Raw genomic sequence first — 23,576 nt, 5'->3', positions numbered from 1 at the left:
CCCCTCCTCGTGATCATCCGCGCGGAGGGCGCGCCAGCCGTGCCGAAGTCCGTGTCGATCCGGGGGAGTTGCAGCCGACCCATGTCACTGCCGAATCAGTTGCGGGGCCGCACACCGGAGGCCTCCCGGCCCGGCCAGATGGTCGTCTGCGGGGACGACGCCCTCGCCCGGCGGCTTGCCGGGGAACTGTGCGACCTCTACGGGGAGCGGGTCACCCTCGTCGTGCCCCCGGGCCGCCGCTCGGGGGCCTCGGGCACCGGCGGCCCCGGCACCGTCTCCGCGCTGGTCGGCCGGATGTCCGCCGCCGTCACCCGCACCTCCCGCACCCCGGCGGCGCCGTCCGACGGCGCCGCCCGCCCCGAGGGCCTCCGGCTCCTGGAGGCGGCCGAACCCGACAACGAGGTGCTGGAGGCGGCGGGCATCGCCCACTCCACCGCGCTCGCCCTCGTCTACGAGGACGACGAGCGCAACATCCGCGCAGCCCTCACCGCCCGCCGCCTCAACCCCCGCCTGCGGCTGGTGATCCGGCTCTACAACCGCAAGCTGGGCCAGCAGCTGGAGGCACTCCTCGACCAGGCCGCCGCCGTCGCCGCACCCGATCTGGACCGGGCCGCGCTGGACGCCTCCACCACCGTCCTCTCCGACGCCGACACCGCGGCCCCCGCCCTGGCGGCCACCGTCGTCGCCGGCACCAGCAAGGTCATCCACGCGGGCGGGCTGCTGCTGCGCGCCGTCGAGCGCAACCCGCCCGGCCGCGGACAGGTCCCCGACCCCGGGCTGTGCACCCTGGCCCTGCTCTCCGCCACCACCCAGGACCCGGCGGGCGCCGAGGGATCCGACGGCAGCGGCGGCGAAGGACCCCGACTCCTCCCCGACGAAGGGGCGGTGGGCGCCGCGGCCGGCCACGGCGCCGTCGTCCTCGAAGCGATCACCCCCGCCACCGGCCAGACCTCGGCCTCCGGCCTGCGCGCGACCAGCCGCGGCGGCCCGGTCGGCGACCTGTTCTCCAGCCGCTTCCGGTGGTCGCTGCTGGGCGTGGTCCTCGCGGTCCTGGCACTGACCGTCGCGTCCTGGCAGATCGGCGACGAACACCCGCTGCACGCCGCCTACGTCACCCTGCTCGACATCTTCGCCATCAACGAGCCCGCCGTCGACGAGGAGGCCGACCGCCAGATCCTGCAGATCCTCTCCGGCTTCGTGGGAATGCTGCTCCTGCCGCTGCTGGTGGCGGGAGTGCTCGAAGCGTTCGGCACCTTCCGCAACGGCGCGCAGCTGCGTCGCCCGCCACGTGGACTCTCCGGCCACGTCGTGCTCCTCGGCCTCGGCAAGATCGGCTCCCGGGTGCTGGCCCGGCTGCGCGAACTGGACGTCGCCGTGGTGTGCGTCGAGTCCGACCCGGAGGCCCGCGGCGTCGCCCTGGCCCGCCGCCACCGGGTGCCCGTCGTCCTGGGCGACGTCACCGAGGAAGGCGTACTGGAGGCGGCCAAGGTGCACCGGGCGCACGCCTTCCTCGCCCTGACCAGCTCCGACACCACCAACCTGGAGGCCGCCCTGTACGCCCGCTCGGTCCGGCCCGACCTCAGGGTGGCGCTGCGGCTGTACGACGACGACTTCGCCACCGCCGTCTACCGCACCCTGCGCGCCGCCCACCCCGGTGCGCTCACCCGCAGCCGCAGCGTCTCCACGCTCGCCGCGCCCGCCTTCGCCGGGGCGATGATGGGCCGCCAGGTGCTCGGCGCCATACCGGTCGAACGCCGGGTGCTGCTGTTCGCCGCGCTGGACGTGGCGGGCAACCCCCGCCTCGAAGGACGCACCGTCGCCGAGGCGTTCCGGCCCGGCTCCTGGCGGGTGCTCGCCCTGGACCCCGCCCGCGCCCCGGACCGGGTGCCCGACCTGTCCTCGCCCCACCACCCCGACGACCCCGAGCACGAACCGCCCGGCCTCGTCTGGGACCTGCACCCCGGATACGTGCTGCGCCCCGAGGACCGGGTCATCCTGGCCACCACCCGCGGCGGCCTCGCCGAACTCCTCGGCCGCAGCGGCAGCCGGTCCCGGCAGGGTCAGGGCGCCGACCCGGCCGGCTGAGACCCCGTGCCCGGCGGACGGGGCCCGGCCGCCCGCACGATCGCCGACTCGACGGCCGCCACCCGGTCGGCGAGCAGCCCGAGCGCCGCCACCGCACGGCCCAGCCCGTCGTCCTCCGCGCCGCCGAGCGCCCGGGTGCGCAGGTACGCGGCGCCCACCACGTCCCGGCGCCGGGCCTGCTCCGGCGTCAGGGTGCCGCGCAGGGCCGCCAGCTTCAGCAGGTTGGACTCCGCGTCGGCGGTCAGGGTCTGCGCCTCGCCCGCGTAGTGGTCGTCCAGGACGGCGGACAGCTCGGCGTCGTTCATGGCCGGGGTGATCCGCTGGACGATCCGCTGGAGGTTGCGGTAGGAGCCCTGGAGCCGGAACGGCGGCTCGGTGCGGGCGGCGTCCGTCTGGGCTGCGGAGGCGATGTACGCCGCGTTGACCGCGAGCACGGTGCGCCGGGCCGTCACCACGTGCTTCAGCACCGCCCGGATCCGCTCCAGTTCGGCGGGCTCGTACGGGTGGACCAGCCGGTCCGCCCGCGCGGTCGGATCCCCCTCGGCCAGCCGGGTCAGCAGGTCGACGTCGGCGCGCTCGCGGCCCGCGAGCGGGGCCAGCACCGGGTGCGAGGTGAGCGCGTTCTCCACGAAGCTCGCGGCGAACGCGTCCTCCTTGCCGGTCAGCACGTCGCCCAGGTTCCACACGTCCGCCCGGTTGGCGAGCATGTCCGGGATGCGGAAGCGCTGCCCCGACTCCGTGTACGGGTTGCCCGCCATGCACACCGCGAAGCGCTTGCCGCGCAGGTCGTGGCCGTTGAGGGTGCGGGTGCCGTCGCACAGCGGGATGAACTTCTGGAGGAGTTCGGGGGAGGTGTGCTGGATGTCGTCGAGGTGCAGGAGGACGTTGTTGCCCGCCGTCAGCGCGAAGCCGATCTTCTCCAGCTCGCGGCGGGCCGCCGCGTTCGGCGCCTCCTCGGGGTCCAGGGAGGTCACCCGGTGCCCGAGGGCTGGCCCGTCGACCTTCACCAGGAGCATCCCGAGCCGCTGGGCCACGTACTCCATCAGCGTCGTCTTGCCGTAGCCCGGCGGGGACAGCAGCAGGAGCAGACCGTGGTGGTCGGTGCGCCTGCCCTCCCCGGCGGCGCCCAGCTGCTTGGCGAGGCTGTCGCCGACCAGCGGCAGGTACACCTCGTCGACCAGCCGGTTGCGGACGAACGACGACATCACCCGGGGCCGGAACTCGTCGATCCGCAGCCGCTCCCGCTCGGCGGCCACCTGCGCCCCGCGCAGCCGCTGGAAGTCCCGGAAGCCGGGCACGGCGTGCGCGGCGAAGTCCGCGGTGCGGGCCAGGAACTCGTCCAGCCGGAGCGCCAGCGCGCGGGTGCGGCGGTCGATCCGCGGATGCGAGCCGAGCAGACCGGTGACGCTCGCCGTCACCGGGGCGTCCACGTCGTGGCGCGGCAGGTCCGGGCACAGCTCCACCGCGACCGCCTCGGCCAGGTCGCCGGCCGCGACGTCCTCGCCGCACGAGGCCGCGTAGGAGGTCAGCCAGCCCTCCACCAGCCGCCGGGCGGCGGCCGTCTCCCCGGCGGCCAGGTGCGCGCGCACGTCCGGCGCGTACGGGGAGGAGCCGACGGTACGGCGGAACTTGTCGAGCAGGGTGCGGGCGGTGTCGGCGGTGGCGAACGACCCGCCACCGGCCAGCTCCTCGACCAGGTACGCGGCGGCCGGCCCGGCGGGCGCCGCCGGGTCGAACCCGCCCACCGCACAGGCCAGTTCGTCCCGCAGCGCGTCCAGGGCGGGCGCCGCGCCGAACGTCTCCCGGGCCCGCACCAGCGAGCGCGCCTGCCGCGCCCAGGTCTCGCGCCGCGGGCCCGTCGTCCCGTACGCCCAGAACAGCTGGGCCGCCGCGCGGGCGGGCGCCGGGTGGCTCAGCAGGCCCGCCCCGTCCCGCAGCCGCAGCACCGTGCGCAGGATCATGGTCGCGTCGTGGTCGTGCACACCGCGCTCGTACCCCTCGTCGTACGACGCCTCGGCCGTGCGCCGCACCAGGTCCGGCAGCTGCGGGTCCACGACCTCCTCGCCGTGCTCGGCCAGCACCCGGTACGCCAGGTACTCCGCGCGGTAGACCTCGGGGGACTCCGAGGCGAGGGTGCGGTCCCAGTGCGCGCGGGTGGCCGCGAACGCCGGATCGGTGACGGGGGAGCGGTAGTCGGTGCCGGTCAGCGCGAAGACCATGGCACTGTCGCCGTCCGGGAGCAGGGTGAGTTCCGGGGCCCGGGTGGCGACGGCGAAGCGGTGCCGGCCAAGACGCAGCGTGCTGCCGCCGTCCGCGTACAGCTCGGTGCGGTCGCGCAGTGCCCGCCCGGCCTCCTGGCGGGCCGCCTTCAGCCTGCCCGTCAGCTCCTCCGCCCGCACCCCGTCGCCCAGTTCGCGCAGCTCCTCCACGGTGCGGCGCACCTTCGCGGCCATCGGGTCGGAGGCGAAGCAGGTGTGCACGGCGTCGGCGGACTCCAGCGTGGCGGCCCGCCGGGCCAGCGCCTGGAGAGCGCGGTCCGCGGAGCCCGCGAGCTGCGCCGCGCGGCGGGCCCGGGTGTCCTGGAGGGTCTGCTTGCGCGCGGTGAAGGTGTCGTACACCTCGGTGCGCCGGCGCTCGATCTCGGCGAGGAAGTCCTCGTGCCCGGCGAACCGGGACTCCAGGTTCTCCCACTGGAGCAGCAGTCCGGCCAGCTGCGCGTCGCACGCGTCCGGGGTGTCGGCCACCGCCAGCGCACCGGTCACCGACTGGCCGAGCAGCGCGGACTCCGCCGCGAACTCCGCCCGCCCCTCCTGGTCCAGCAGCGTACGGCGCCGGCTCTCCAGCGCGGCCCGCGCCCGGTTGATCCCGCCGAGCACCTCGGCGACGCGCTCCACCACGGAGGTGCGCACCGTCGCGTCCGCGATGTCGAGCCCGGCGACGACCTCGGTCAACTCCCGCAGTCCGTGCGCCTGTTCGTCCAGTCGGGCATTCATGGGTGCCGCCTCGGCCGCGGTGGCGATCGCCCCGCCGTCCGCGGTCAGCCGCTCGACCCGCGCGTGGTGGCCGGCGAACGCGTCAGGACGGCTCAGGAACGCCACCGCCCGCTGTGCGGCGGACGCCAGGTCGCCCTCGGCCTCCGCGGCCAGCGCGTCGATGCGGCCGGTGTCCGCGTACCGCGTCTCCTTCAGCGCCAGCAGCCGCCCACGGGCCTCCCGCAGCCCGGTGATCCGCGCCACCCACTCCCCGGCCGTGGCCGGCACCTCGCCGCGCAGCCTGCGCACCAGACCGGCGAGTTCGGCGGCGGCGGCGTCCAGCGCCTCCCCGGCCCGGCGCCGCAGCTCGGTGACCGCACCGAACTCCTCCAGCACCTGCACGGCGGTGGCCCGCACCCCCTCCAGCGGGGTGCGCAGGTCCCCGGCCTCCGCGTCGCCCAGCCAGTGGTGCCGGTCGGCGGCCCGCGCGCACGCGGCGACCAGCGCCTCGTACATCTCCCCGGTCGGCGCGGTGTCGCGGGCCTGCCGGGCGACGGCCAGGCAGTCGGCGACGCCCCGCACCAGATCCGGATTTCCGATCCGCGCGAGCGGCCCGCCGCCGCCCGCCGCGCCCGCGGCGTACAGGTCGGAGACGAACGGGCTGCGCCACCGCTGCACCTGGTGCACCCGGCCCGGCTCGCCCGCCCGCAGCGCCAGCAGCTCCCCGTCGTCGAAGAGCGCGTACCCGTCGCAGGTCAGCGGGGTGGCGGCGGTCTTGCGGACGAGGTTGTACGGGAGGAGCAGGGTGCGTCCCGAGGCGGCGGCGCGGAACGCGAACAGCACGTCCTCGCCGTTGGGGGAGCGCACGGCGCCCGCGAACTCCAGCTGCGAGGTGTCCGCGTCGAACGCCTTCACCGTGCCGGAGGCGAGGCAGTAGCCGCCGGGGAAGACGACGCCCTGGTCGTCCGGCAGCCGACGGCAGGACTGCCCGATGCCGTCGAGCCGGACGACGGTGCGGGTGAGGGAGTTGAACACCAGGTGGCGGGTGGTGTCCTCCTTGTACGGGCGGACCCGCAGCAGGGTCAGGTCGCCGACGCGCGCGTACGCCACCTCGGCGTCGGCCAGGGACTGCAGCGGCTCGTCGACGGGCTCGCGGTGGATGCCGTCCGGGGACTCGGTGTCCGCGTCGGTGCCCACGGTCAGGAAACCGCCGCCGGTGGCGAGGAAGACCCGGCCGCCGTCGAGGGACAGCCTGGGGTGGCGGCCCAGGAGCTGGTCCTCGCGGGTGGCCGGCACCCAGGTGACGTCGTGCGACGGCAGGGGGACGTGGTCGCGCTCGCCGCGCGCGTCCAGGAAACGGACCTCGCCGGTGGGGGAGAGCGCCCAGCGCAGCACCCGGATGTCCGCGGCCCGCTCACCGGTCCGGAACACCGCCAGCAGCCGGTCCTCCACACGCCGCAGCTGGAGCAGCCGGGCACCCCGGTAGTAGCGGTGCAGCGCGTCGAACTCCGCCACGAACGCCGGATCGTCGAGCAGTCCCGGCACGGCGTCGGCCGGCAGCGCCCGCGCCTGCCGGTCGTACAGGGACAGGACGTCCCCGACCGCGACCTGTTCGGCGGGCGCGCCCGCCGGGTGGGACCCCAGCAGCAGCGCCTCGCCGACGGCCACCACGTCGCGCGGTGCGCACACCGCCGCGGTGCGCGGCCGGACCGTGCCGGTCAGCGCCAGCTCGGTGGCGCCGAACTCGGCGATCCGCGCCGTGTTCAGTTCCTCGGCCCGCCGGGCCAGTTCGCCCGCGCGGGCGGCGAGCCGGTCGCGCAGCACTTCGTAGGTGCCGCCGTCCAGGGCGTCGGTGTCCCGGGCGGTGCCGGTGTCCGTGGCCGCAGGCTGCGTCGCCCGGGTCATCTTCGCTGCCTCCGAGGGGTGTGTGAGTGGGTGTCTTGTGCTGCTGCGGGTGGTGTGCCGGGGGCCCGGCGCGGGGTCAGACGGCGGCCGACCCGTTCAGGCCGGACTGCCGCCCGGGACCGCGGGCCGGGCGGCCGGTCGCGGCTTCCCGTCCGGGGAGTCCCGCGTCCGCGGGGAGTCCGGCGCCTGCGGGAGCCGCCGTGTCCCCGGGGAGTCCGGCGCCCAGCTCGACCACGGGCATGTCCGCGAGTCCCAGCTCCCGCGCCTTCTCCAGCAGTTCTCCGAGCGGGCCCTCGACGCTCCCGCCCCCGCCGCCCGACATCAGCTTCATCAGCAGCGCCGACACCGTCAGATTGCGGACGTCGCCGGTCGTGACCGACCCCAGCACCCGGGTGAGGTCCTCGGTGAACGAGGCGGTCCCGTCCAGCCACGGCCCGGCCAGCGTCTGCGCCGTCCGCGAGTGCCCGACGAACCCGTCCAGCCCCTTGCCCATCGAGATCGACGACATCAGCCGGTCGAAGAACACCGGCTCGCCGCCGACGATGCTGATGTCGGCGCTCTCCAGACCGGTCGCGAGCACCGTCGCCTGTGCCTCCGCGACCTGCCGCTGGACCTCGATCCCGGCCAGCCGCACGTCCTTCTCCGCCGCCAGCCGCAGCCGGAACTCCTCGTGCTCCCGGGACGCCGCGTCCAGCGCGGCCATCGCCGCCGCCTTCTCGGTCAGCCCCGCGGCCTCGGCCCGCAGCTTCCCGCCGATCGCCGCGGCCTCCGCGTCGGCCATGGCACGGGCGCCCGCCGCCTCCGCCGCGAGCCGCGCCTCGGTGGCCGCGGCCTCGGCCCGGCCCGCCTTCTCCGCGACGGCGGCCTCCGCGTCCCGTACTTCCACCTCGGCGAGCCCGGTCGCCGCCGCCTCGGCCCGGACGCCGTCGGCGAGCCGCAGCTTGGCCTGCGCGTCCAGGTCGGCCGTCTTCAACCGGGCCTCGGCCAGGGTGAGTTCCTCGGACGCCCGGTGCACCGCCGCCTGCTCGGCGGCCTCGGCCGCCTTGATGTCCTTGACCAGGTTCTCCTGGGCGACGGCCTCCGCGGCGATGACGATGGACTGCCGGTCCCGCTCGGCCGCCTCGACGGCCCGCAGCCGCAGGATCGACTCCTCCTGCTCGGCGACGGTACGGTCCACCGCCACCCGCTCCCGCACCACCTCGGCGATCTCCCGCTTCTCCGCCTCGACCTCCTTGTCGGCGGCGATCCGGGTCAGCTGGGTCTCCCGCTCCCGCGCGATGACCTCCAGCAGCCGGTCCTTCTCGATGCGCTCGGACTCGATGGCGATGACCCGCTCGCGGTTCTTCTGCGCGACGGCGACCTCACGGGCCTGGTTCTCCCGCTGCACCCCGAGCGACTCCTCCGTCCGCAGGAAGGCGGTCTGCGCCCGCAGCCGCTCCTCCTCCACCACCCGCGCCGTCTCGGCCTCCTCCCGGGCCCGTACGGTCTCCACCTCGCGGCGCTGCTTGATCTCCGCGTCGGCCTGCCGGCGCTCCAGCTCCAGGATGGCCTCGCGGGCGTCCACGTTCTGCCGGGTCAGCTCCTTCTCCTCGTGCCGCTGGAACTCGTTCGTCCGCACCCGCTCCACCGAGGTCAGCTCGGTGATCTTGCGGATGCCCTGGGCGTCGAGGATGTTGTGCGAGTCCAGCTGGGTGAGCGGCGTCTGCTCCAGGTAGTCGATCGCCGCGTCCTCCAGGCTGTAGCCGTTCAGGTCGGTGCCGATGACCTGGACGATCCGGTCCCGCAGCTCGTCGCGCTTGGTGTACAGGTCGGTGAAGTCCATCTGCTTGCCGACCGTCTTGAGCGCCTCGGAGAACTTCGCGTTGAACAGCTCCTGCATCGTCTCCTTGTCGCTGGCCCGGTCGGTGCCGATTGCCTGGGCGACCTTGACGACGTCCTCGACCGTCTTGTTGACCCGCACGAAGAAGGAGATCCGGATGTCCGCCCGGATGTTGTCCCGGCAGATCAGCCCGTCCCGGCCGGTCCTGGTGATGTCGATGGTCTTCACCGAGATGTCCATCACCTCGGCCTTGTGGAGCACGGGCAGCACGACCTGCCCGGTGAAGGTCACGTCGACCTTGCGCATCTTCGAGACGATCAGTGCCTTGCCCTGCTCCACCTTGCGGAAGAGCCGGGTCAGCACCAGCAACAGGCCCACGGCCACGAGCAGTACGACGGCGCCGAGCACGACGGCGCCCACGGTGATGGCATCCATGAAAGTGCTTCCTTACCGGAAGAGGGGACGAGCGGAGGAGATGAGGAGGGGCGGCCGGGAAGGGCCGGGGAGAAGGGCGGGGCGGCGGCGGGTCAGGCGCCCGGCAGCAGCTCCGGATACGGGGACGCCCAGAAGAACTCGCCGTCCTCGTCGTACGCGTAGAGCAGCGCGGTGCTCCCCAGCGGCAGCGCGTCGGTGCCGAACTGGCGCACCTGCACCACGGCCGTCGAGCCGTCCGCGGCGGCGACCTCCGCCTGGCCGAAGCCCGAGTCCACCCGACCGGTGCGGATGGTGCACGCGCGACCGACGAAGTCCTGCCGGGACGGCCCGGGTTCCTCGGGGAACAGCCTGGCCAGCAGCCCGGCGAGCAGCCGGGTCAGCAGCCAGGCCACGACGAGGGACACCAGCAGCAGCGTCAGGTTCAGCAGGTGCAGGCCGATGCCGCCGAGCCGGGCCCGGCCGAGCAGGGACGCCCCGCTCAGGCTGACGAACCAGGCCAGCGCGATCAGCAGCGAGGCGGCCACCGACCCGGGCAGCCCGCCCAGGCCGAGGGCGCCGGTCCCCAGTTCGCCGTCGAAGCTGTCGTGGCCCACGGCCCCGCACAGCACCAGCAGCCAGAACCCGACGACGACGATCAGCGCCGCACTGAAGAGCAGTGTGGGGAAACCGGCGGCGGCAACCACGAACTCGCCCATCGCACAGCCCTCCCCGGCTTCCCGTGACCGGCAGGGAAGGTGGTCCCGTGCCCGTCGGTTCGGCCCATCCTGTACCGCAAGCACACCCGTTCGCATTGCCGTACACCGGCAATCTTTATGATTCTTTGATGCCGGGGGCCGCCGGCACGCCACCGCGAGCCGCGAGGAGAGAACGTGACGGACCAGGGAATGCTGGAGGAGCACCTCGGCGAGTACACCCGGATCCTCCGGGACGCCTGCTCCACCGGCCGCAGGCTCACCCGGGAGGAACGTGCGGCCCTGCGCGAGAGCGGCGAGAAGGCCGCCGAGTCCGGCATCGGCCTGCGCGCCCTGGTCCGCGCCCACCTCAGCGCCGCCCAGGACGCCCGCCGGGGAATGCCGCAGGCGGAGACCGCCTACCTGCTGGGTGCCGTCGAAATCGCGGTCGACGCCTTCGCCGAGGGCCACGAACGCGCCCAGTACCTGGCGGTCCGTCAGGAAGAAGCGGTACGAAGGGAGTTCATCGACGACCTGCTCTACGGCCGCAGCGACCTGGGCCGCCTCGCCGAGCGCGCGGAACGCTTCGGGCTGCTCCTCTCGCACGCCCACGCGGTCGCCGTCGCCCAGGGAGACGCACCGTACGACGACGGCTCCTCCGTCCCCCGGCACATCGAGCAGACGCTGTTCGCCCGGTTCGGCGACCGGCGGATCCTGCTCACCACCAAGGACGGCCGGCTGATCTGCATCGCACCGGCCGACCAGGCCGAGGTGCTGAGCTACTTCGCCAAGCAGGCGCACGCCGCCACCGACGGGGGTCAGGTCGCCGTCGGCCGCGCCCACCCCGGCGCGGGCGGCGTCGTCCACTCCTACGAGGAGGCCCTCAACGCCCTCGACCTGGCGGCCCGCATGAACCTCGAAGGGCCGGTGCTGCACGCCGCCGACCTGCTGGTCTACCCCGTACTCGGCCGGGACAGGCAGGCGATGGCCGATCTCGTGGGCAGCGTGCTGGGCCCGCTGAGAGAGGCCCGCGGCGGAGCCCAGCCGCTGCTCGACACCCTCACCGCGTACTTCGACAGCGGCTGCGTCGCAGCCGAGGCGGCGCGCCGCCTCGCGCTGAGCGTGCGCGCCATGACCTACCGGCTGGACCGCATCCACAAGCTCACCGGGGCCGACCCGGGGGACCCCGTGCACCGCTACACCCTGCAGACCGCGGTGATCGGAGCCCGGCTGCTCGGCTGGCCGGAACAGGAGTTGTGAGAACGCGGCTCGCGTCCTCCGCGCCGCCGGGGCCCACCCCCTGTTCGGCGTACACGCCCCGCGCTGCGGCAAATTGGTGAAAGGCGAGGCCAGCGGGTACGTCGGCCCCGTGCGGCAGCCCGTACCGCTCGCTGTGGGTAACCGAAATATTGCGCTATGTCAGGTTGCTCCGGACGGTGGAAGAGAGCACCACCAACTCTCCATCCGAAAGGACCATCTTCATGCGCATGTCCCGGACCGCCGGTCTTCTTCTCTCGACCGCAGTGTGCGGCGCCCTCGCCCTGGGCACCGCGGGCCCGGCCTTTTCCGCCGTCGGCGCGCCGTCCACCGCGGCCGCCGTCGACGTCCCTCCGATCCCGGGCGCGGAAGCGCTCGGTCAGCAGACGAAGGTGCTCGGTGACGCTGCAGGCGTACTCAAGCCCGTCACCGATCTGCTGACCGCGGCACTCGCCGCACCCGGCGGCAAACTCCCCGCGGCCGACGCCGATTCCCTCGGCAAGGCCGTCACCGACGCCATCGCCAAGGCGGGCGAGGCCGCACCCAAGGCCCCCACCAGGGGCGCCGAAGCGGTCGACCTCAAGGCGAAGGCGCTGGCCGACCTCCAGGTCAAGGTCACCGCACTCCTGGAGGTCGCGAAGAAGGGCGACCCGAAGGCGCTCGCCGTCGCGGTCCAGGCGACCATCACCGCCAGCGTCAACGTCCTGGTGAGCATCGTGCTCGGCGGCGGCCTCCCGGCCGCCGACCTGCCGGGCCTGCCCAAGCTGCCGACGCTGCCGGGTGTCCCGCCGGTGCCGGCGCTGCCCGGCGTCCCCGAGACGCCGAAGCTGCCGGCCGTGCCCGGCACGCCCGAGCTGCCGGCCGCTCCCGCGCTCCCGGCGGCCCCGAGCGTTCCCGGTCTCGGTGGCTGATCCCCACCGGTGACCGTGCCGTGGCCGCGTGCCACGGTGCCCGGGGCCCGTCGGCCGGCCGACGAGCCCCGGGCTCAACCACGTGCGGGGACAGCCCCGTTGAGGTGCGGGCCCCGCGGGGCCGAGGGCCCCGGGCGGCACACCCTCCGCTCAGCAGGGCGGCCGGAACCCTCCGTGCCGCACCGCGTGCGGGCCGCCCGCCGTGACGATCGCCGCGACCGACGGCGGCAGCGCTTGGCCGTCCTCGCGCACCGGGACCGGCGGATCGACGACCTTGCCCGCCTGCGCCCCCGCACTCCTGGCCGTGGCGTTCTTCGCCGTGACCCGGTCCCGCGCGGAGGGCGTCAGCACCTGCTGTCCGCGCACGAAGGCGATGAAGCTCTCGAAGTCGCGCTGGTGCCGGTAGGCCTCGCGGTAGGTGGTCAGCGCCGGGTAACCGTCCATCCCCAGCAGCGTGTACGAGGCGGTGGCCAGCCGGTACTCGCGGTCCAGCCGCAGCGGTGCCCCGTCGATCCGTACGTCGGCCGGGTCCACCCGGTCACCCACCGCACCCGAGGCGTCGAACGAGTAGCGGACGTTGCCCGACACCGCGAGCGGCGCGAACCTCAGCACTCCACCGGACCCGGTGGACCACTGCTGCTCCAGGGCGTCGTGGATCTGCTGCCCGGTCACCTTCACGCACACGGTGGGGCAGCCGTAGCCGACCGCCCGCCAGGCCTGCCCGAAGGTCACCGCGTCGCTGCCCGCGGCCGGCACCAGGTCGCCGCGGACGAAGGACTGTCCCACCGTCGGCGCGAGCGGCACCAGCGCCAGCTGGGCGGGGACGAAGCGGTGGACGTTGGAGTCGTCGTGCGACGGAGCGGGTCTGCGCGCCGCCCACAGCGCCCAGTCCGCGGCCAGATCGCCCATGGTGCTCTGCCCCGCCGCGTTCCTGACCCGGGTGAAGGGGCCGCGCTGGCGGCCGATGCGGCTGCGCTCGCGCTCCGCGGCCTGCCCCGCCCAGTAGTCGGCGATCTGCTTGAGCTCCCGGTGCGGGGCGATGTCACGGGAGTTGGGGTGGCTGGTGGAGACCGTCAGCTCACGGACCACCTTGCCGGTGCGGGGGTCGAGCCGCAGATTGATCTCGTTGATGACCTGCCCGTGGAAACCGGCCTCGACGAACGGGCGGGGCACCCCGTTCGGGTCGGGCACCATCATGTTGAACCGGCAGTGCCAGTGCCCGGTGACGATGGCGTCGATGTCGGGCGACACCTTGAGCGCCAGATCGTAGGCGGGCCCGGACGGGTCGCTGCCGCTGTTGAAGTCGGCGCCCGCCACCGCGCCGTCGTGCATGCTCAGCACGATCGCGTTGACCCCCCGCTGCTTGAGCAGCTTCGCGTACCGGTCGGCGGTGGCGATCTCGTCGAGGGTCTTCAGCCCGGGGTGGAAGGAGTTGGGGAACAGCTCGGTCCCGATGGCAGTCAGGTGGATGAAGCCGATCGGGATCCGCCGCCCGCCGGGCCCGCGCACCCACTCGACGTGCACCGGCGGAAGCACGGTCCGCCCGCTCCGCGTGCGCACCACGTTGGCGCTGTAGTACGGGAAGTCGGCCCCGCGGAACCGGCGCCCGGTGGAGTCGCGGAAACCGGTGTCCTGCCCGACGACCGGGTACGTCCGCCCGTCCAGCATGTGCTCCGTGAGGTTCGCGGGCGACTTGTCGAACTCGTGGTTGCCCGCGGTGGCGAAGTCCAGCTTCATCCGGTTCAGCGCCTCGACGGTCGGCTCGTCGGAGAACGCGGCGGCGTCGAACTCCCACCCCGAGAAGAGGTCGCCCGGCGCGAAGAACAGCGAGTTGCGCCGCCCGTCCCGCAGCCGCTCCAGATGCGCGCCCATGGCGGCGACGCCGCCCACCGTGTACTTCTTCCCGCCGTTGCCGACGATGACCGCATCGCTGCCGGTCGGGCCCTGGAGGTACCCGTGCAGGTCGGTGATGTTGAGCAACTGCACGTCCACGTACTCGTGGGCGGTGGCGGCATCGCGCGCCGCGTCGGAGGCGTAGGCGGGGACACCGAGGGCGACGGTGGTGGCAAGGCCGCCCATCGTGGTGAGGAAGGCCCGGCGGCCCGTTCCCTCGCGGTGTGAACTCGACTGCTGGGCAAGGCTGTTGCGCGCTGAGGCGCTGCGAGTTGTCGTCACGCCCGATGGTGCGAACAGCAAGATGAAGCCCACGGCAATCAGGGGCGTCACAGGAATGGCAGCGCCACGGCGGCCCCATGAACCACGTACGGCCGCGAAATCCCCCGCTCCGCCGCCGCGCCCTATTTAATTGAACGGAGAACGAGCGGGCGTTGAGGGAACGGCCACCCGGCACCGGTAGAACGGATTCACCGGCAAGAGCGGAGGTGGGGGCGGATGGCGGAACAGGTCTCCTGTGCGGAGGAGGCGGACGCGACGTGCGGGCCGTTGCGGGCGCCCGCGGCGGGGGAGCCGCTGGTGGTCGAGCTGCACGGGGAGCTCGACCTCGCGGTGGAACGCACGGTACGGCTGCGCCTCGACGCGGCAGCCTCCCGGGCCGCCCACGGGTGCGTGCTCGACCTGCGCGGCGTCACCTTCTTCGACTCGACCTGTCTGGCACTGCTCTACCGGCTCCGGCGCCGGGTACGGGCGACGGGCGCGGGCTTCGCCGTGGTGTGCGCGGACCGGCGGGCCCTGCGGCAGCTGTGGGCGTACGACGCCCTGGAGGTGCTGCGCCCGTCGCCCACTCTGGAGGAGGCGGTCGCCGCCGCCTCGCAGCACGCGGACCGGGCGGGCCCGCGCCCGCGCTCAGTCGTCGCCGGCCTCGTCCCAGGAGCGCAGCAGGGCGTCCAGGTCCGTCAGGTCGAGGGGCTTGGCGAGATGCGCGTCGAAACCCGCGGCACCGGAACGCTCCCGGTCGGCGGCCCCGTCGAAACCGGACACCGCCACCAGCCGTAGCGTCTGACCGCCCGGTGCGGCGCGCAGCCGGCGCGCCACCGCGTACCCGTCCAGGCCGGGCAGGGCGATGTCGCACAGGACGAGGTCGAAGGGCCGTCCGGCGGCCTCGATCGCGTCGGGGCCGGTGTGCACGCAGGTCACCTCGTGGCCGCGGTGTTCGAGCAGCAGCCGGTAGGTGGTGGCCAGATCGACGTTGTCCTCCACCAGTAGGACCCGCAGCCCGGCCGGCGCGGGGTACCGGGCCGCCGGCCGCGGCACCGCCCCGACCTGAGCGGACACCGTCGCCAGGGGCAGCGCGAGGCGGAACACCGAGCCCCGGCCGGAGCCCTCGCTGTGCGCGGTGACCCGCCCGCCGTGCAGTCCCGCGACGGTGCGCACCACCGCCAGCCCCAGCCCGAGCCCCTCGGGAGTCGTCGGCCCGGCCGGGGCCGCGCGCGTGAACACCTCGAACAGTTCCTCCGCCTGCCCCGGCGCGAACCCGATCCCCTCGTCGCGCACGGCCAGTTCGGCGTGCCCGGCGGTCCGCCGGAGCAGGACGTGCGTGTGCTGACCGGGCAAGGTGTACTTCTGGGCGTTGGTCAGCAGATTGCCCAGCAGCTGCGCGAGCCGCAGCCGGTCCCCGTCGACGGGCACCGGGTCGTCGGGCACGTCCAGGTGCAGGAAGCGGCCCGTCCCGGCGAAGGCGGGCCGGGCGTCGGCGACCGCGGTCCGCACCACCGTCCGCAGGTCGAGCACCTCGCGGATCAGCTCCAGGCGCCCGGTCAGCGAGCGCGTGGCGTCGAGCAGGTCGTCGCTCATCCTGGCCAGGACGGCGAGCTGCCGCTCCAGGACCGCGACCACCGTGTTGTCCGGCGGCAGGTCCAGGGCGAGCACCTCGGCCGCCGCGGTCGCGGCGGCCAGCGGATTGCGCAGTTCGTGGGAGAGGGTGGCGATGAAGCGGTCCTTGGCCTCCTTCTGCTGCCGCAGCTGCGCCGCGACGCTCTCCAGCTGCCGGTAGGCGCGGCGCAGTTGGGTGTTGCCCTCGCCGATCTCCCTGGCCCGTACGAACAGATCGATCTCCATGCCCTCGGAGCGCATCTGCGCCTCCGCGCGGGCCCGGTCCTGGGCGCGGCCCACCCGCCGCACGTGCACGAACTCGGTGACGTCCTCGACCCGGTGCACGAGGTGGGTGACCCGGCCCGCCTCGTCCAGCACCGGGGAGTTGACCGGGCTCCAGTAGCGCTCGGTGAACCCGCCGCCGTCGTCCGCCGGGATGTCGTAGCGCTGGATCGCCATGGTGTCGGGCCGGCCGGTGGCGGCCACCGTCTCCAGCGACCGGCGCAGATTGGCCACCCCGTCCGCGGTCGGGTCGGCCGGGTTGTCCGGGAAGACGTCGAAGAGGGACCGCCCAACGAGGGCGGACCGCTCCGTCGAAGTGGCCGACAGATAGGCCCGGTTGACGTCCACGATCACGAAGTCGGGGCGCAGCACGAGCAGCGGTGACGGCAGCGCGTCGAAGAGCCTGTGGTGGTCGGGCGGTGCCGTCCGCCCGTCCGCCGTGCTCGTCCCGGGTGCCTCCCGGTGCCCGGCCGCGGCCGTCATGCGTCCAGCCGGTAGCCGTAGCCGCGGACGGTCACGATCGAGGGTCCCGGCCGGCCCGCGAGGGCGACGGTCAGCTTGCCGCGCAGCCGGTAGATGTGCTCGGTGACCGAGGCCGCGCTCTGCCAGGGCCCCGTCGCCCACACCCGCTCGATCAGCTGGTCGGGCGAGTACACCCGGCCGGGCGTGTGCGCCAGCACCGTCAGCAGCCCGTACTCCTTGGGCCGCAGGGGCAGCGGGGTCCGGTCGATCCGCGCCAGACAGGCCGCGGTGTCGATGTGCAGATCCCCCAGCACGATCACGTCCGAGGGGGCCCGCTCCCCGGTGCGGCGCAGCACGGCCCGGATACGGGCCGACAGCTCCCGCTGCGAGAAGGGCTTGACCAGGTAGTCGTCGGCGCCGAGCTCCAGACCGAGCACCCGGTCCGCCTCCTCGCCCCGGCCGGTCACCACGATCACCGGCAGCCGGTCCTCGCCCCGGGTGCCGCGCAGCAGGTCCAGGCCGCTGCCGTCGGGCAGTTGGAGGTCCAGTACGGCCAGATCGGCGAGAGCGCCCTCCATCGCGGCCCGGCCGCCCCGCGCGTCCGGGGCCCAGGTGACCTGGTAGCCGTCGCGCTCCAGGTAGGCCCGGCTCATGGCGGCCAGGTCCGCGTCGTCCTCGATCAGGACGATCCGGGGGCGCCGGGCCGCGGGCCCGCCCGGCTCGCCGTCAGCCGCGGGCGGCACGGTTGATCCGCGATTGAGCGCACGTTGATGTTCCTGCCATGTCGCCACGCTAGAGCGCGCCCCTGCGACGGCTCAAGCCGTCCAAGGGGCGGTCCGGGAGCGCGGTGGCACGCGGGGTGGTGCACCGGTCGCGCGCCGCGCGCCCCTCGTGCCCGCGGTGCCCCGCGGGCGGGCGCGGGCCCGGGGACGCACGGAATCCGCTGGGAGTGAAGGCCCCGGCCCCGGCGCGGGGATGGGGGTGCGCCGGTGACGGCCGCTTCGCGTGGTTCGCACGCGCGCGTCGGAGGCCGGGATGCGAGGTCCGCGTGCGTCAACTTCTACAACGCTGTAGATTACGCCGTGCCGCCGCTCCCCGGGGGATGCGGCGCCCTGTCGTTCCCTCCCGTGAAATCCGCCGCGAGAAGGTGGAGTTGACCGGAGGAAACGACAGCGGCCGTCGGCCCCGACCAGGCCGGCCGGTCGCGTGGTACCGAAAGCGAGTGGGCGGCGGACTGCCGCCGAGGGGGATGGGCAATGAATCTGCCGTCGAACAGAGGCCACGACCACGAAAGCCTCCATGTGTGCGAGGTTCCGCCCTGGGTGCGGGACGCGGACATTTCACTTCTCACCGCGCGGGAGCGCGAAGTGCTGACCGCCCTGGGCGAATGCCTCTCCAACACCGTCATAGCGGGCCGCTGGCACGTGGCGGAACGCACGGTGAAGAAGCATGTCACCAGTGTCTTCTCCAAGTTGGAAATCTCCTCGCGGGCGGAGGCCGCCGTCATCGCGACCTACCGCAGATGTGCGGAAAGGTGCCCTGGAGGACACTAGCGGCCCAGGTCAGAGCCATGAAATCTTCACTGCGTCAACAACAACGACAGGGAAGATAACTGTGTCTGCGTCAACTCTGGTATGTGAAAACGCGACCGCCGCCCAGCCGGTGGAAGCAAAGGCCGTCAGCAGCTACACCTCCGCTTCGATCGGTGCGTACGTGTACGCGAGCACCGCGCCGGAGCGTGCCCTCGATTCGATCAGAGCGAAGGTCGACAAGGGCCTCGTCCGCTACGACGCCTGGTTCCTGATATTCACCGCCGTCGTCCTCGCCCTGGGTGCCACCATTTTCGCGGGCCTGGTCGTGTGGTGCGTGGTGAAGCAGAACAAGAAGTTCAGCGGTTCGTGGTCCTTCAAGGACTTCGGTCTCAAGGTCAGCGCCGAATGCAAGTAGCCGCCTGAGGCTGCGTGCACAAAGGCGCCCGGGAATTCCGCGAGCACGACCGGGATTTCCGGGCGCCACACTGATCGACGTACTCGGTAAAGGAACATCACGCGAGTGTCCCTCCTGAAAGTCAACGACGTCAGCTACTCCTACGACGGCATCGTCAACGTCCTTCTGAACGTGTCCTTCACGGTCGAGGAGGGCACCGTCGTCGGTCTCGTCGGCCCCAACGGGTCCGGCAAGTCCACGCTGATCAGGAACCTCTTCGACCTCGTGCGGCTGCAGTCCGGGTCCATCCGCGTCGGCGGCCACGAGCACAGCGGCCCCGAGGCGAAACGCCAGGCGATGTACCTCTCCAGCAACGACTACCTGCCGGAGTTCCTCACCGCGCGCGAGTACCTCACCATGGTCGGCAAGCTGTACGGCGCCGGCATCGACCACACCGAAGCGCTCGCGCTGTTCCGGGAGTTCTCGATGGAGGGCCGCTACGACGACCTCATCGAGGACTACTCGCACGGCATGCGCAAGAAGACCCAGCTGGTCTCCGCGCTGGTCGTCCGCCCGCGGCTCACCGTCATCGACGAGACCCTCAACGGCATCGACCTGGAGGCGCTGCACCTCGCCGAGAAGGAGTTCCGGCGGATCCGCGCCGAGGGCCGCTCCATCCTGCTGTGCACCCACGACTTCGCCGTCCTGGAACGCCTCGCCGACCGGACTCTCTTCCTCGACCTGGGCCACGTGGTGTACGACGCGCCGACCGCCGAACTCGTCGAGGAACACGGCTCGTTGGCGGACATGGTCTTCGACTACCTCGAAACGGCGGAGCGGTGAACGCGGTGCGGTTCGGGCACTCCGTCGTCCTGGCCCGGATGCTCCTCGTCTTCTTCCGCCGCCGGGTGCTGCGGGCCGGAGTGCTGAAGTCGGCCCCGGTCCGGGTGTGCGTCGTCGGCGCGGCCGTGCTGCTACTGGGCCTGATGTGCACCGCCGCCTACTTCTTCCTGGAGCCCCTCGCCCACGAGCCGGCCGTGTGGCGGCTGCTCTTCGACACCGCGACGGTGTCCCTCCTGCTGTGGGTGCAGATCGCGTTCCTGCTGGTGAAGGTGCTGTTCCTGAACGCCGAGGGAATGCTGCGGCTCAGCCACCAGCTGCCCGTCACCAACCGGGAGCGCTCCATGGCGTTCCTGCTGTACGAGGCGGCGATGACGGCCGTGGTGGCCGCCGCCGGACTGGTCTCCCTCGCCGTCAGCGCGCTGGTCCTCCTCGGACTCGACGCCACCGGCCACCTCACGGCCTCCGTGGTCCTGCCCGTCCTCCTCACCTATCTCACCCTGGCCGTCCTGCACCAGCTGCTGACCCGGCTGTGGCTGCTGCTGGGACTGGGCCGGATGGCGGGCCTCCTCAACGTGCTCGCCCTGTTCGCCCTGCTGGCGTACTACTCCGTGCAGATGACGCCGATGATCCTCGACATCTCCGGCGCCTACCTGGCCCGGCGCACCGAGTACACCTGGGCCACTTCGGTCTCCTGGGCCTGGCACGCGCTGGGACCCTGGGCGACCCTGGGCGCCGCGGCCGTGCTGTCGGCCGGGCTCCTCGCGCTGGCCCTCGCCCTCGCCCCGAACCAGCACGTCCGCCAGTCCCGCTACCTGAAACTCCCCGGCGGCCCGCTGCCGCGGCGGCTCCTGGGCCCGTACGACTGGTGCCTGCTGCGCAGCGCGCAGACCGTGGCCGCCGCCACGATGGCCGCGGCGCTCTTCCTCTACCTGCTGGTGGCGAAGCCGACGGTCAACCCGCTGTGGGGGCTGGCCGCCCTGTCCTTCGGCGGCCTCTACCAGTTCACCGCCACCCGCCAACTGCGGGAGCTGCCCGGTGCGCGCGAGGCCCCCTGGCGGGTCTGCGCCCGGCTCATCAGGGCGCAGACGGTGCTGCTCGCGGTGTTCGCCGTGCCCGCCCTCGCGATCACGGCCGCGGTCCGCCCCGAGCGGTTCCTCTCCAGCGGAGTGGTGCTGGCGTCCTGCGTGGGCGGGGCGCTCCTGACGACCTGCATCAGCATCGTCTTCCCCGCGGAGAAGGACAATCCGCTCTCCGTCTTCCTCGGCCTGTCCGTGGTCGCCGTCGTGCTCGGCCTGACGGTGATCGGGCTGGGCCTGCTCAACCTCCCGCCCTGGGCGGTGACGGTCTGCCTCGCGGGTGCGGCCGTCGCGTTCGTCCAGTACGCGGTCCAAGGAATCCGCGCAGACGAGTCAAGGAGTAGGAATGTTCAAGGCAATGTCGGTAGTCAAAGCCGCCGTCGGGGCCGCGCTGCTGACGCTGGTAGTCGTGGTGGTGACCCTGCTCGCCCTCATGTTCTCCACCGGCACTGACGAGATCGTCGACCGGCAGGCGTTCTTCGGGTCGCTGGTCTTCCAGACGGTGAAGAAGGACAACGGGGCGCTGGGCGTCACCATGGGCGTGGAGAACCCGCTCCCGCTCGTCGTGCTGTTTCTCGTGCTCACCGTCGTACTGACGTTGGTCCAGGTCAGCTACCGGGTGTTGAAGCAGCGCCGTGAACAGCTCCTCAGCGCGGCCGGCCGCTGAGCCGCCGGGCGCGGGAGCCGTCGCGCGGGCGGTGCTCGCCCAGGTGTGGCCGCTGCTGGCGCTCGCCGGACTCCTGTACGGCGCCGCCCTGGCATGGCAGGTGCGCTCGGGCGACCCGGTGCCGGCGGCCATGGCCTGGACCCTGCTGGCCAAACCGGCCGTCCTCGGACTGGTGACGCCCTTCGTCCTGCACGAGTGCGCACACGTCCTCGTGCTGCGGTGCATCCCCACGGTCACGGGGATCACGGTCGAGCGGACCGCCTGGCGCACCTCGGTGCTCCCCGAGGGGACGACGACCCGGCGGCAGACGGCCGCGGTCGCCGTGGCCGGGCCGGCCGCCTGCGCCGCCGTCGGGGCCCTGCTGTGGCTGTCCGGCCTCGACCGCCCCCTGTCCTGGTGGTACCTCGCGCACCTGCTGTTCCTGCTGCCGTGCTTCGGCGACGGGCGGGCACTGTGGGGCAACGTCCGGGAACGGGCGCGGAGTTGACGGGCACCTCCGCTGCTCCGGGTACCGGCGGTCAGCGCACCCCGTGCGCGCGCAGTTCCTTCGCGAAGCCGTCGGCGGACAGGAGGGCGTCGGTGTCGGTGACCTTCTCGCCGTCGATCCGGACGCTCGGCACCGCGGTGTCGCCGCTCGCGGTGAACGCCTTCATGGACTTGGCGACCCACTCGTGGTGCCCGAGCTCCTTGACCGCCCGGTCGAAGGCGGCGCCGCGCAGGCAGTCCACCTGGTCGGCGATGCGCAGCAGGTGCTCGACGGTGAAGCCGGACCCGTGCTCCGGGGCCTGACTGGCGAAGACCGCCGCGTGGAACTCCGCGAACCGGCCCGACTCCACGGACGCCCGCATGGCGTTCGCGGCGCGGGTGGAGCCGCCGGTCTCCCCGCGGTCGAGGAACGAGGCGACGGTGTACTCGGCCTTCACCCGGCCGTCCTTGACCGCCTGTGCCAGTGCCTTCCCGCCGTTCGCCTCGAACTTGGCGCACCAGCCGCACTGCGGATCGACCGCGACCGCGACGGTGTGCGGGGCGTCCGCTCTGCCCACGACGATCCTGACGCCGTCGTCCGCCATCGCCGACGGCAGCCCCGCCAGCAGCTCGGCGTCGGCGGACCGGTGGGCCGCCGGGCCGTCCGTGCCCGCCGAACCGCTCGCGGACGCGGACGCGCCGCCCTTGCCGTCGTCGGCGGCATCGGCGGAGGAACAGGCGACCCCCGCGACGCCCAGCAGCAGTACGGCCAGTGCGGCGGACGCGCCGCGCCCGGCACGACGTACGGTCTTCGCCTTCACGACGACTCCTCACAGAGGGACAGTGGGAACGGAACGGGAGCAGCGGAGCGGCCCCTCTCCTGGACGCTACGGCCGGTTTCATCCGTTCTGTCCCGCCACAAGTCCCGTCCGGCAGGGACCACGGTCCTTTTGCGGTCCGTCCTTTTGCGGTCCGCCGGGTCCGGCCGGTCCACCGGCTCCCTGACGGTCCGCCGGGTCAGCCCCGTGCGACGTACACGTAGCCGAGCGCGCACACTCCGAGCAGGCAGGTCAGCACGGTCGTCGCCAGCGGCAGCAGGCCCGCGCGCAACGGGCTGCCGGCGCGCAGCCGGTGCTCGGTGCGGTCCGTGTGCACCCTCTGGAGCCGGGCCAGGACGAGCAGCAGACAGGCGGCGACCGCGAGGGTCCAGCCGCACAGCGCGACACTGTGGTGCACCGCCAGCCGGCCCAGCCCCAGCGCGCCCACCGTGCAGGCCAGCACGCTGCGCCGCCAGGCCAGGGCGGTGCGTTCGGGCTGGAGCCCGGGGTCCCAGGGGACGTACGGGGTGCTCATCGCCTCAGCGCACCAGGATCATCGCGGCGAACGCGACGCCCAGCACCGCCAGGGCCACCGGCAGCAGCCGGCCGCCCCGCAGCCGGGGCAGCGGCCGGGAGGTGCGCATGGCCCGCTCCACCGAGGCCCAGCGGAACTGCGCCGTCACCGCGCAGCAGATGCCCAGCAGGATGAGGGCGACGGCCAGCAGGTCGCGCCCCGCGGTGTGCTCGGTGAGCGCCTCCACGCCGACGCCGCCCGCCATCAGGGCGAGGGCGGTGCGCTGCCAGGCGAGGAAGGTGCGTTCGTTGGCGAGCGAGAACCGGGGGTCCGGCTCGCTGCCCTCGGCATACGGGTCCAGGGGACGGGCGGTGCGCGGCGCGCGGGTGGGGCGGCCGTCGGCGCAGCGGGTCCCGGTGCTGGAGGGGGTGTCGGCGGGTGCTTGGCGGGAGTGGGGCATGGCGGGGTCGCTGTCTACGGGGGCGGGCGGGGGACCGGGGTCGCTGTCCACGGGGGCGGGCGGGGGACTTCGGTGGAGGATCGGGCGGGGCCCGAAGAGCGGAGGGGCGGGGGGCCCCGGGGGCCCCCCCCCCCCCCCCCGGGGGGGACGGGGTGGCCCAACAGTACCCCCGGTGGGGGGGGGCCCTCGCGGCCAGTTGCCCGCCCCCCCCCGGTGGGCCCCCGGCGGCCGGGTTCGTAA

The 23,576-nt window shown here is 73.6% G+C and carries 18 protein-coding genes and 1 pseudogene; 10 read left to right on the top strand and 9 right to left on the bottom strand.

The window, feature by feature from the left end; genetic code table 11:
- Nucleotides 1-81: 81 nt before the first annotated feature.
- Entirely contained in the window at nucleotides 82-2,085 is a 2,004-nt protein-coding gene (locus ACFYVL_RS36490; RefSeq protein WP_389252793.1) for an NAD-binding protein, read from the top strand.
- On the opposite strand, the gene ACFYVL_RS36485 is transcribed toward ACFYVL_RS36490, so the two are convergent.
- The 3 genes from ACFYVL_RS36485 to ACFYVL_RS36475 form a co-directional block, all read right to left on the bottom strand.
- Nucleotides 2,061-6,962: a DNA repair ATPase gene (locus ACFYVL_RS36485; RefSeq protein ID WP_389252791.1), complete on the bottom strand. Its 4,902-nt coding sequence runs from the start codon at nucleotides 6,960-6,962 to the stop codon at nucleotides 2,061-2,063. The genes ACFYVL_RS36490 and ACFYVL_RS36485 overlap by 25 nt on opposite strands.
- A 76-nt stretch (nucleotides 6,963-7,038) precedes the next feature.
- Nucleotides 7,039-9,216: an SPFH domain-containing protein gene (locus ACFYVL_RS36480; RefSeq protein ID WP_389252789.1), complete on the bottom strand. Its 2,178-nt coding sequence runs from the start codon at nucleotides 9,214-9,216 to the stop codon at nucleotides 7,039-7,041.
- 92 nt (nucleotides 9,217-9,308) lie between these two features.
- A complete protein-coding gene (locus ACFYVL_RS36475) occupies nucleotides 9,309-9,911 on the bottom strand; it encodes a hypothetical protein (protein WP_389252787.1) in 603 nt (200 codons plus the stop codon).
- A 189-nt stretch (nucleotides 9,912-10,100) separates the two neighbouring features.
- Here ACFYVL_RS36475 and ACFYVL_RS36470 point away from each other — a divergent pair, with 189 nt between their 5' ends.
- Both ACFYVL_RS36470 and ACFYVL_RS36465 read left to right on the top strand, forming a co-directional pair.
- Complete coding sequence (locus tag ACFYVL_RS36470) at nucleotides 10,101-11,147, top strand: PucR family transcriptional regulator (RefSeq protein WP_389253017.1); 1,047 nt, start codon at nucleotides 10,101-10,103, stop codon at nucleotides 11,145-11,147.
- 221 nt (nucleotides 11,148-11,368) lie between these two features.
- Nucleotides 11,369-12,055, top strand: coding sequence for a hypothetical protein (locus ACFYVL_RS36465; RefSeq protein WP_389252785.1), 687 nt, complete (start codon nucleotides 11,369-11,371; stop codon nucleotides 12,053-12,055).
- Between the two features lie 150 nt (nucleotides 12,056-12,205).
- Here the strand turns inward: ACFYVL_RS36465 and ACFYVL_RS36460 are convergent, their stop codons facing one another.
- Entirely contained in the window at nucleotides 12,206-14,230 is a 2,025-nt protein-coding gene (locus ACFYVL_RS36460; protein WP_389252783.1) for a bifunctional metallophosphatase/5'-nucleotidase, read from the bottom strand.
- Nucleotides 14,231-14,446: 216 nt separating this feature from the next.
- Here ACFYVL_RS36460 and ACFYVL_RS36455 point away from each other — a divergent pair.
- A pseudogene (locus ACFYVL_RS36455) lies at nucleotides 14,447-14,797 on the top strand (STAS domain-containing protein); the annotation flags it as partial.
- Nucleotides 14,798-14,857: 60 nt separating this feature from the next.
- On the opposite strand, the gene ACFYVL_RS36450 reads toward ACFYVL_RS36455, so the two are convergent.
- Both ACFYVL_RS36450 and ACFYVL_RS36445 read right to left on the bottom strand, forming a co-directional pair.
- On the bottom strand, nucleotides 14,858-16,588 hold the full coding sequence (locus ACFYVL_RS36450) for an ATP-binding protein (RefSeq protein WP_389252781.1): 1,731 nt from the start codon (nucleotides 16,586-16,588) through the stop codon (nucleotides 14,858-14,860).
- Entirely contained in the window at nucleotides 16,585-17,310 is a 726-nt protein-coding gene (locus ACFYVL_RS36445; RefSeq protein WP_389252779.1) for a response regulator transcription factor, read from the bottom strand. Before ACFYVL_RS36445 ends, ACFYVL_RS36450 begins: the two co-directional genes overlap by 4 nt.
- A 513-nt stretch (nucleotides 17,311-17,823) precedes the next feature.
- On the opposite strand from ACFYVL_RS36445, the gene ACFYVL_RS36440 reads away from it, so the two are divergent.
- From ACFYVL_RS36440 to ACFYVL_RS36415, 6 genes are all read left to right on the top strand, one after another.
- Nucleotides 17,824-18,120 (top strand): response regulator transcription factor, encoded by a 297-nt coding sequence (locus tag ACFYVL_RS36440; RefSeq protein ID WP_389252777.1) that lies wholly within the window; start codon nucleotides 17,824-17,826, stop codon nucleotides 18,118-18,120.
- A 61-nt stretch (nucleotides 18,121-18,181) separates the two neighbouring features.
- Nucleotides 18,182-18,514 carry a hypothetical protein gene (locus ACFYVL_RS36435; RefSeq protein ID WP_389252775.1) on the top strand — a complete coding sequence of 111 codons (333 nt, stop codon included), beginning with the start codon at nucleotides 18,182-18,184 and terminating at the stop codon, nucleotides 18,512-18,514.
- A 105-nt stretch (nucleotides 18,515-18,619) separates the two neighbouring features.
- Nucleotides 18,620-19,336 (top strand): ABC transporter ATP-binding protein, encoded by a 717-nt coding sequence (locus tag ACFYVL_RS36430; protein ID WP_389252773.1) that lies wholly within the window; start codon nucleotides 18,620-18,622, stop codon nucleotides 19,334-19,336.
- Nucleotides 19,333-20,865, top strand: a complete 1,533-nt coding sequence (locus tag ACFYVL_RS36425) for a hypothetical protein (protein ID WP_389252771.1) — start codon at nucleotides 19,333-19,335, stop codon at nucleotides 20,863-20,865. Before ACFYVL_RS36430 ends, ACFYVL_RS36425 begins: the two co-directional genes overlap by 4 nt.
- Nucleotides 20,822-21,079, top strand: a complete 258-nt coding sequence (locus ACFYVL_RS36420) for a hypothetical protein (protein ID WP_389252769.1) — start codon at nucleotides 20,822-20,824, stop codon at nucleotides 21,077-21,079. Before ACFYVL_RS36425 ends, ACFYVL_RS36420 begins: the two co-directional genes overlap by 44 nt.
- Nucleotides 21,048-21,566: a hypothetical protein gene (locus tag ACFYVL_RS36415; RefSeq protein WP_389252767.1), complete on the top strand. Its 519-nt coding sequence runs from the start codon at nucleotides 21,048-21,050 to the stop codon at nucleotides 21,564-21,566. The genes ACFYVL_RS36420 and ACFYVL_RS36415 overlap by 32 nt, the downstream gene beginning before the upstream one ends.
- A gap of 31 nt (nucleotides 21,567-21,597) precedes the next feature.
- Here ACFYVL_RS36415 and ACFYVL_RS36410 read toward each other — a convergent pair whose 3' ends face one another.
- The 3 genes from ACFYVL_RS36410 to ACFYVL_RS36400 all read right to left on the bottom strand — a co-directional run bounded on the left by ACFYVL_RS36410 (nucleotide 21,598) and on the right by ACFYVL_RS36400 (nucleotide 23,336).
- Nucleotides 21,598-22,365 carry a DsbA family protein gene (locus ACFYVL_RS36410; RefSeq protein WP_389252765.1) on the bottom strand — a complete coding sequence of 256 codons (768 nt, stop codon included), beginning with the start codon at nucleotides 22,363-22,365 and terminating at the stop codon, nucleotides 21,598-21,600.
- Nucleotides 22,366-22,561: 196 nt separating this feature from the next.
- Entirely contained in the window at nucleotides 22,562-22,897 is a 336-nt protein-coding gene (locus tag ACFYVL_RS36405; RefSeq protein ID WP_389252763.1) for a DUF202 domain-containing protein, read from the bottom strand.
- A gap of 4 nt (nucleotides 22,898-22,901) precedes the next feature.
- Nucleotides 22,902-23,336, bottom strand: a complete 435-nt coding sequence (locus tag ACFYVL_RS36400; protein WP_389252761.1) for a YidH family protein — start codon at nucleotides 23,334-23,336, stop codon at nucleotides 22,902-22,904.
- Between the last annotated feature and the right edge of the window lie 240 nt (nucleotides 23,337-23,576).

This window comes from Streptomyces sp. NPDC004111 (genome assembly GCF_042874215.1).
Taxonomy (GTDB): Bacteria; Actinomycetota; Actinomycetes; order Streptomycetales; family Streptomycetaceae; genus Streptomyces.
The sequence above is the reverse complement of the archived record's forward strand: the minus strand, read 5'-3'. Positions and strand labels throughout refer to the sequence as shown.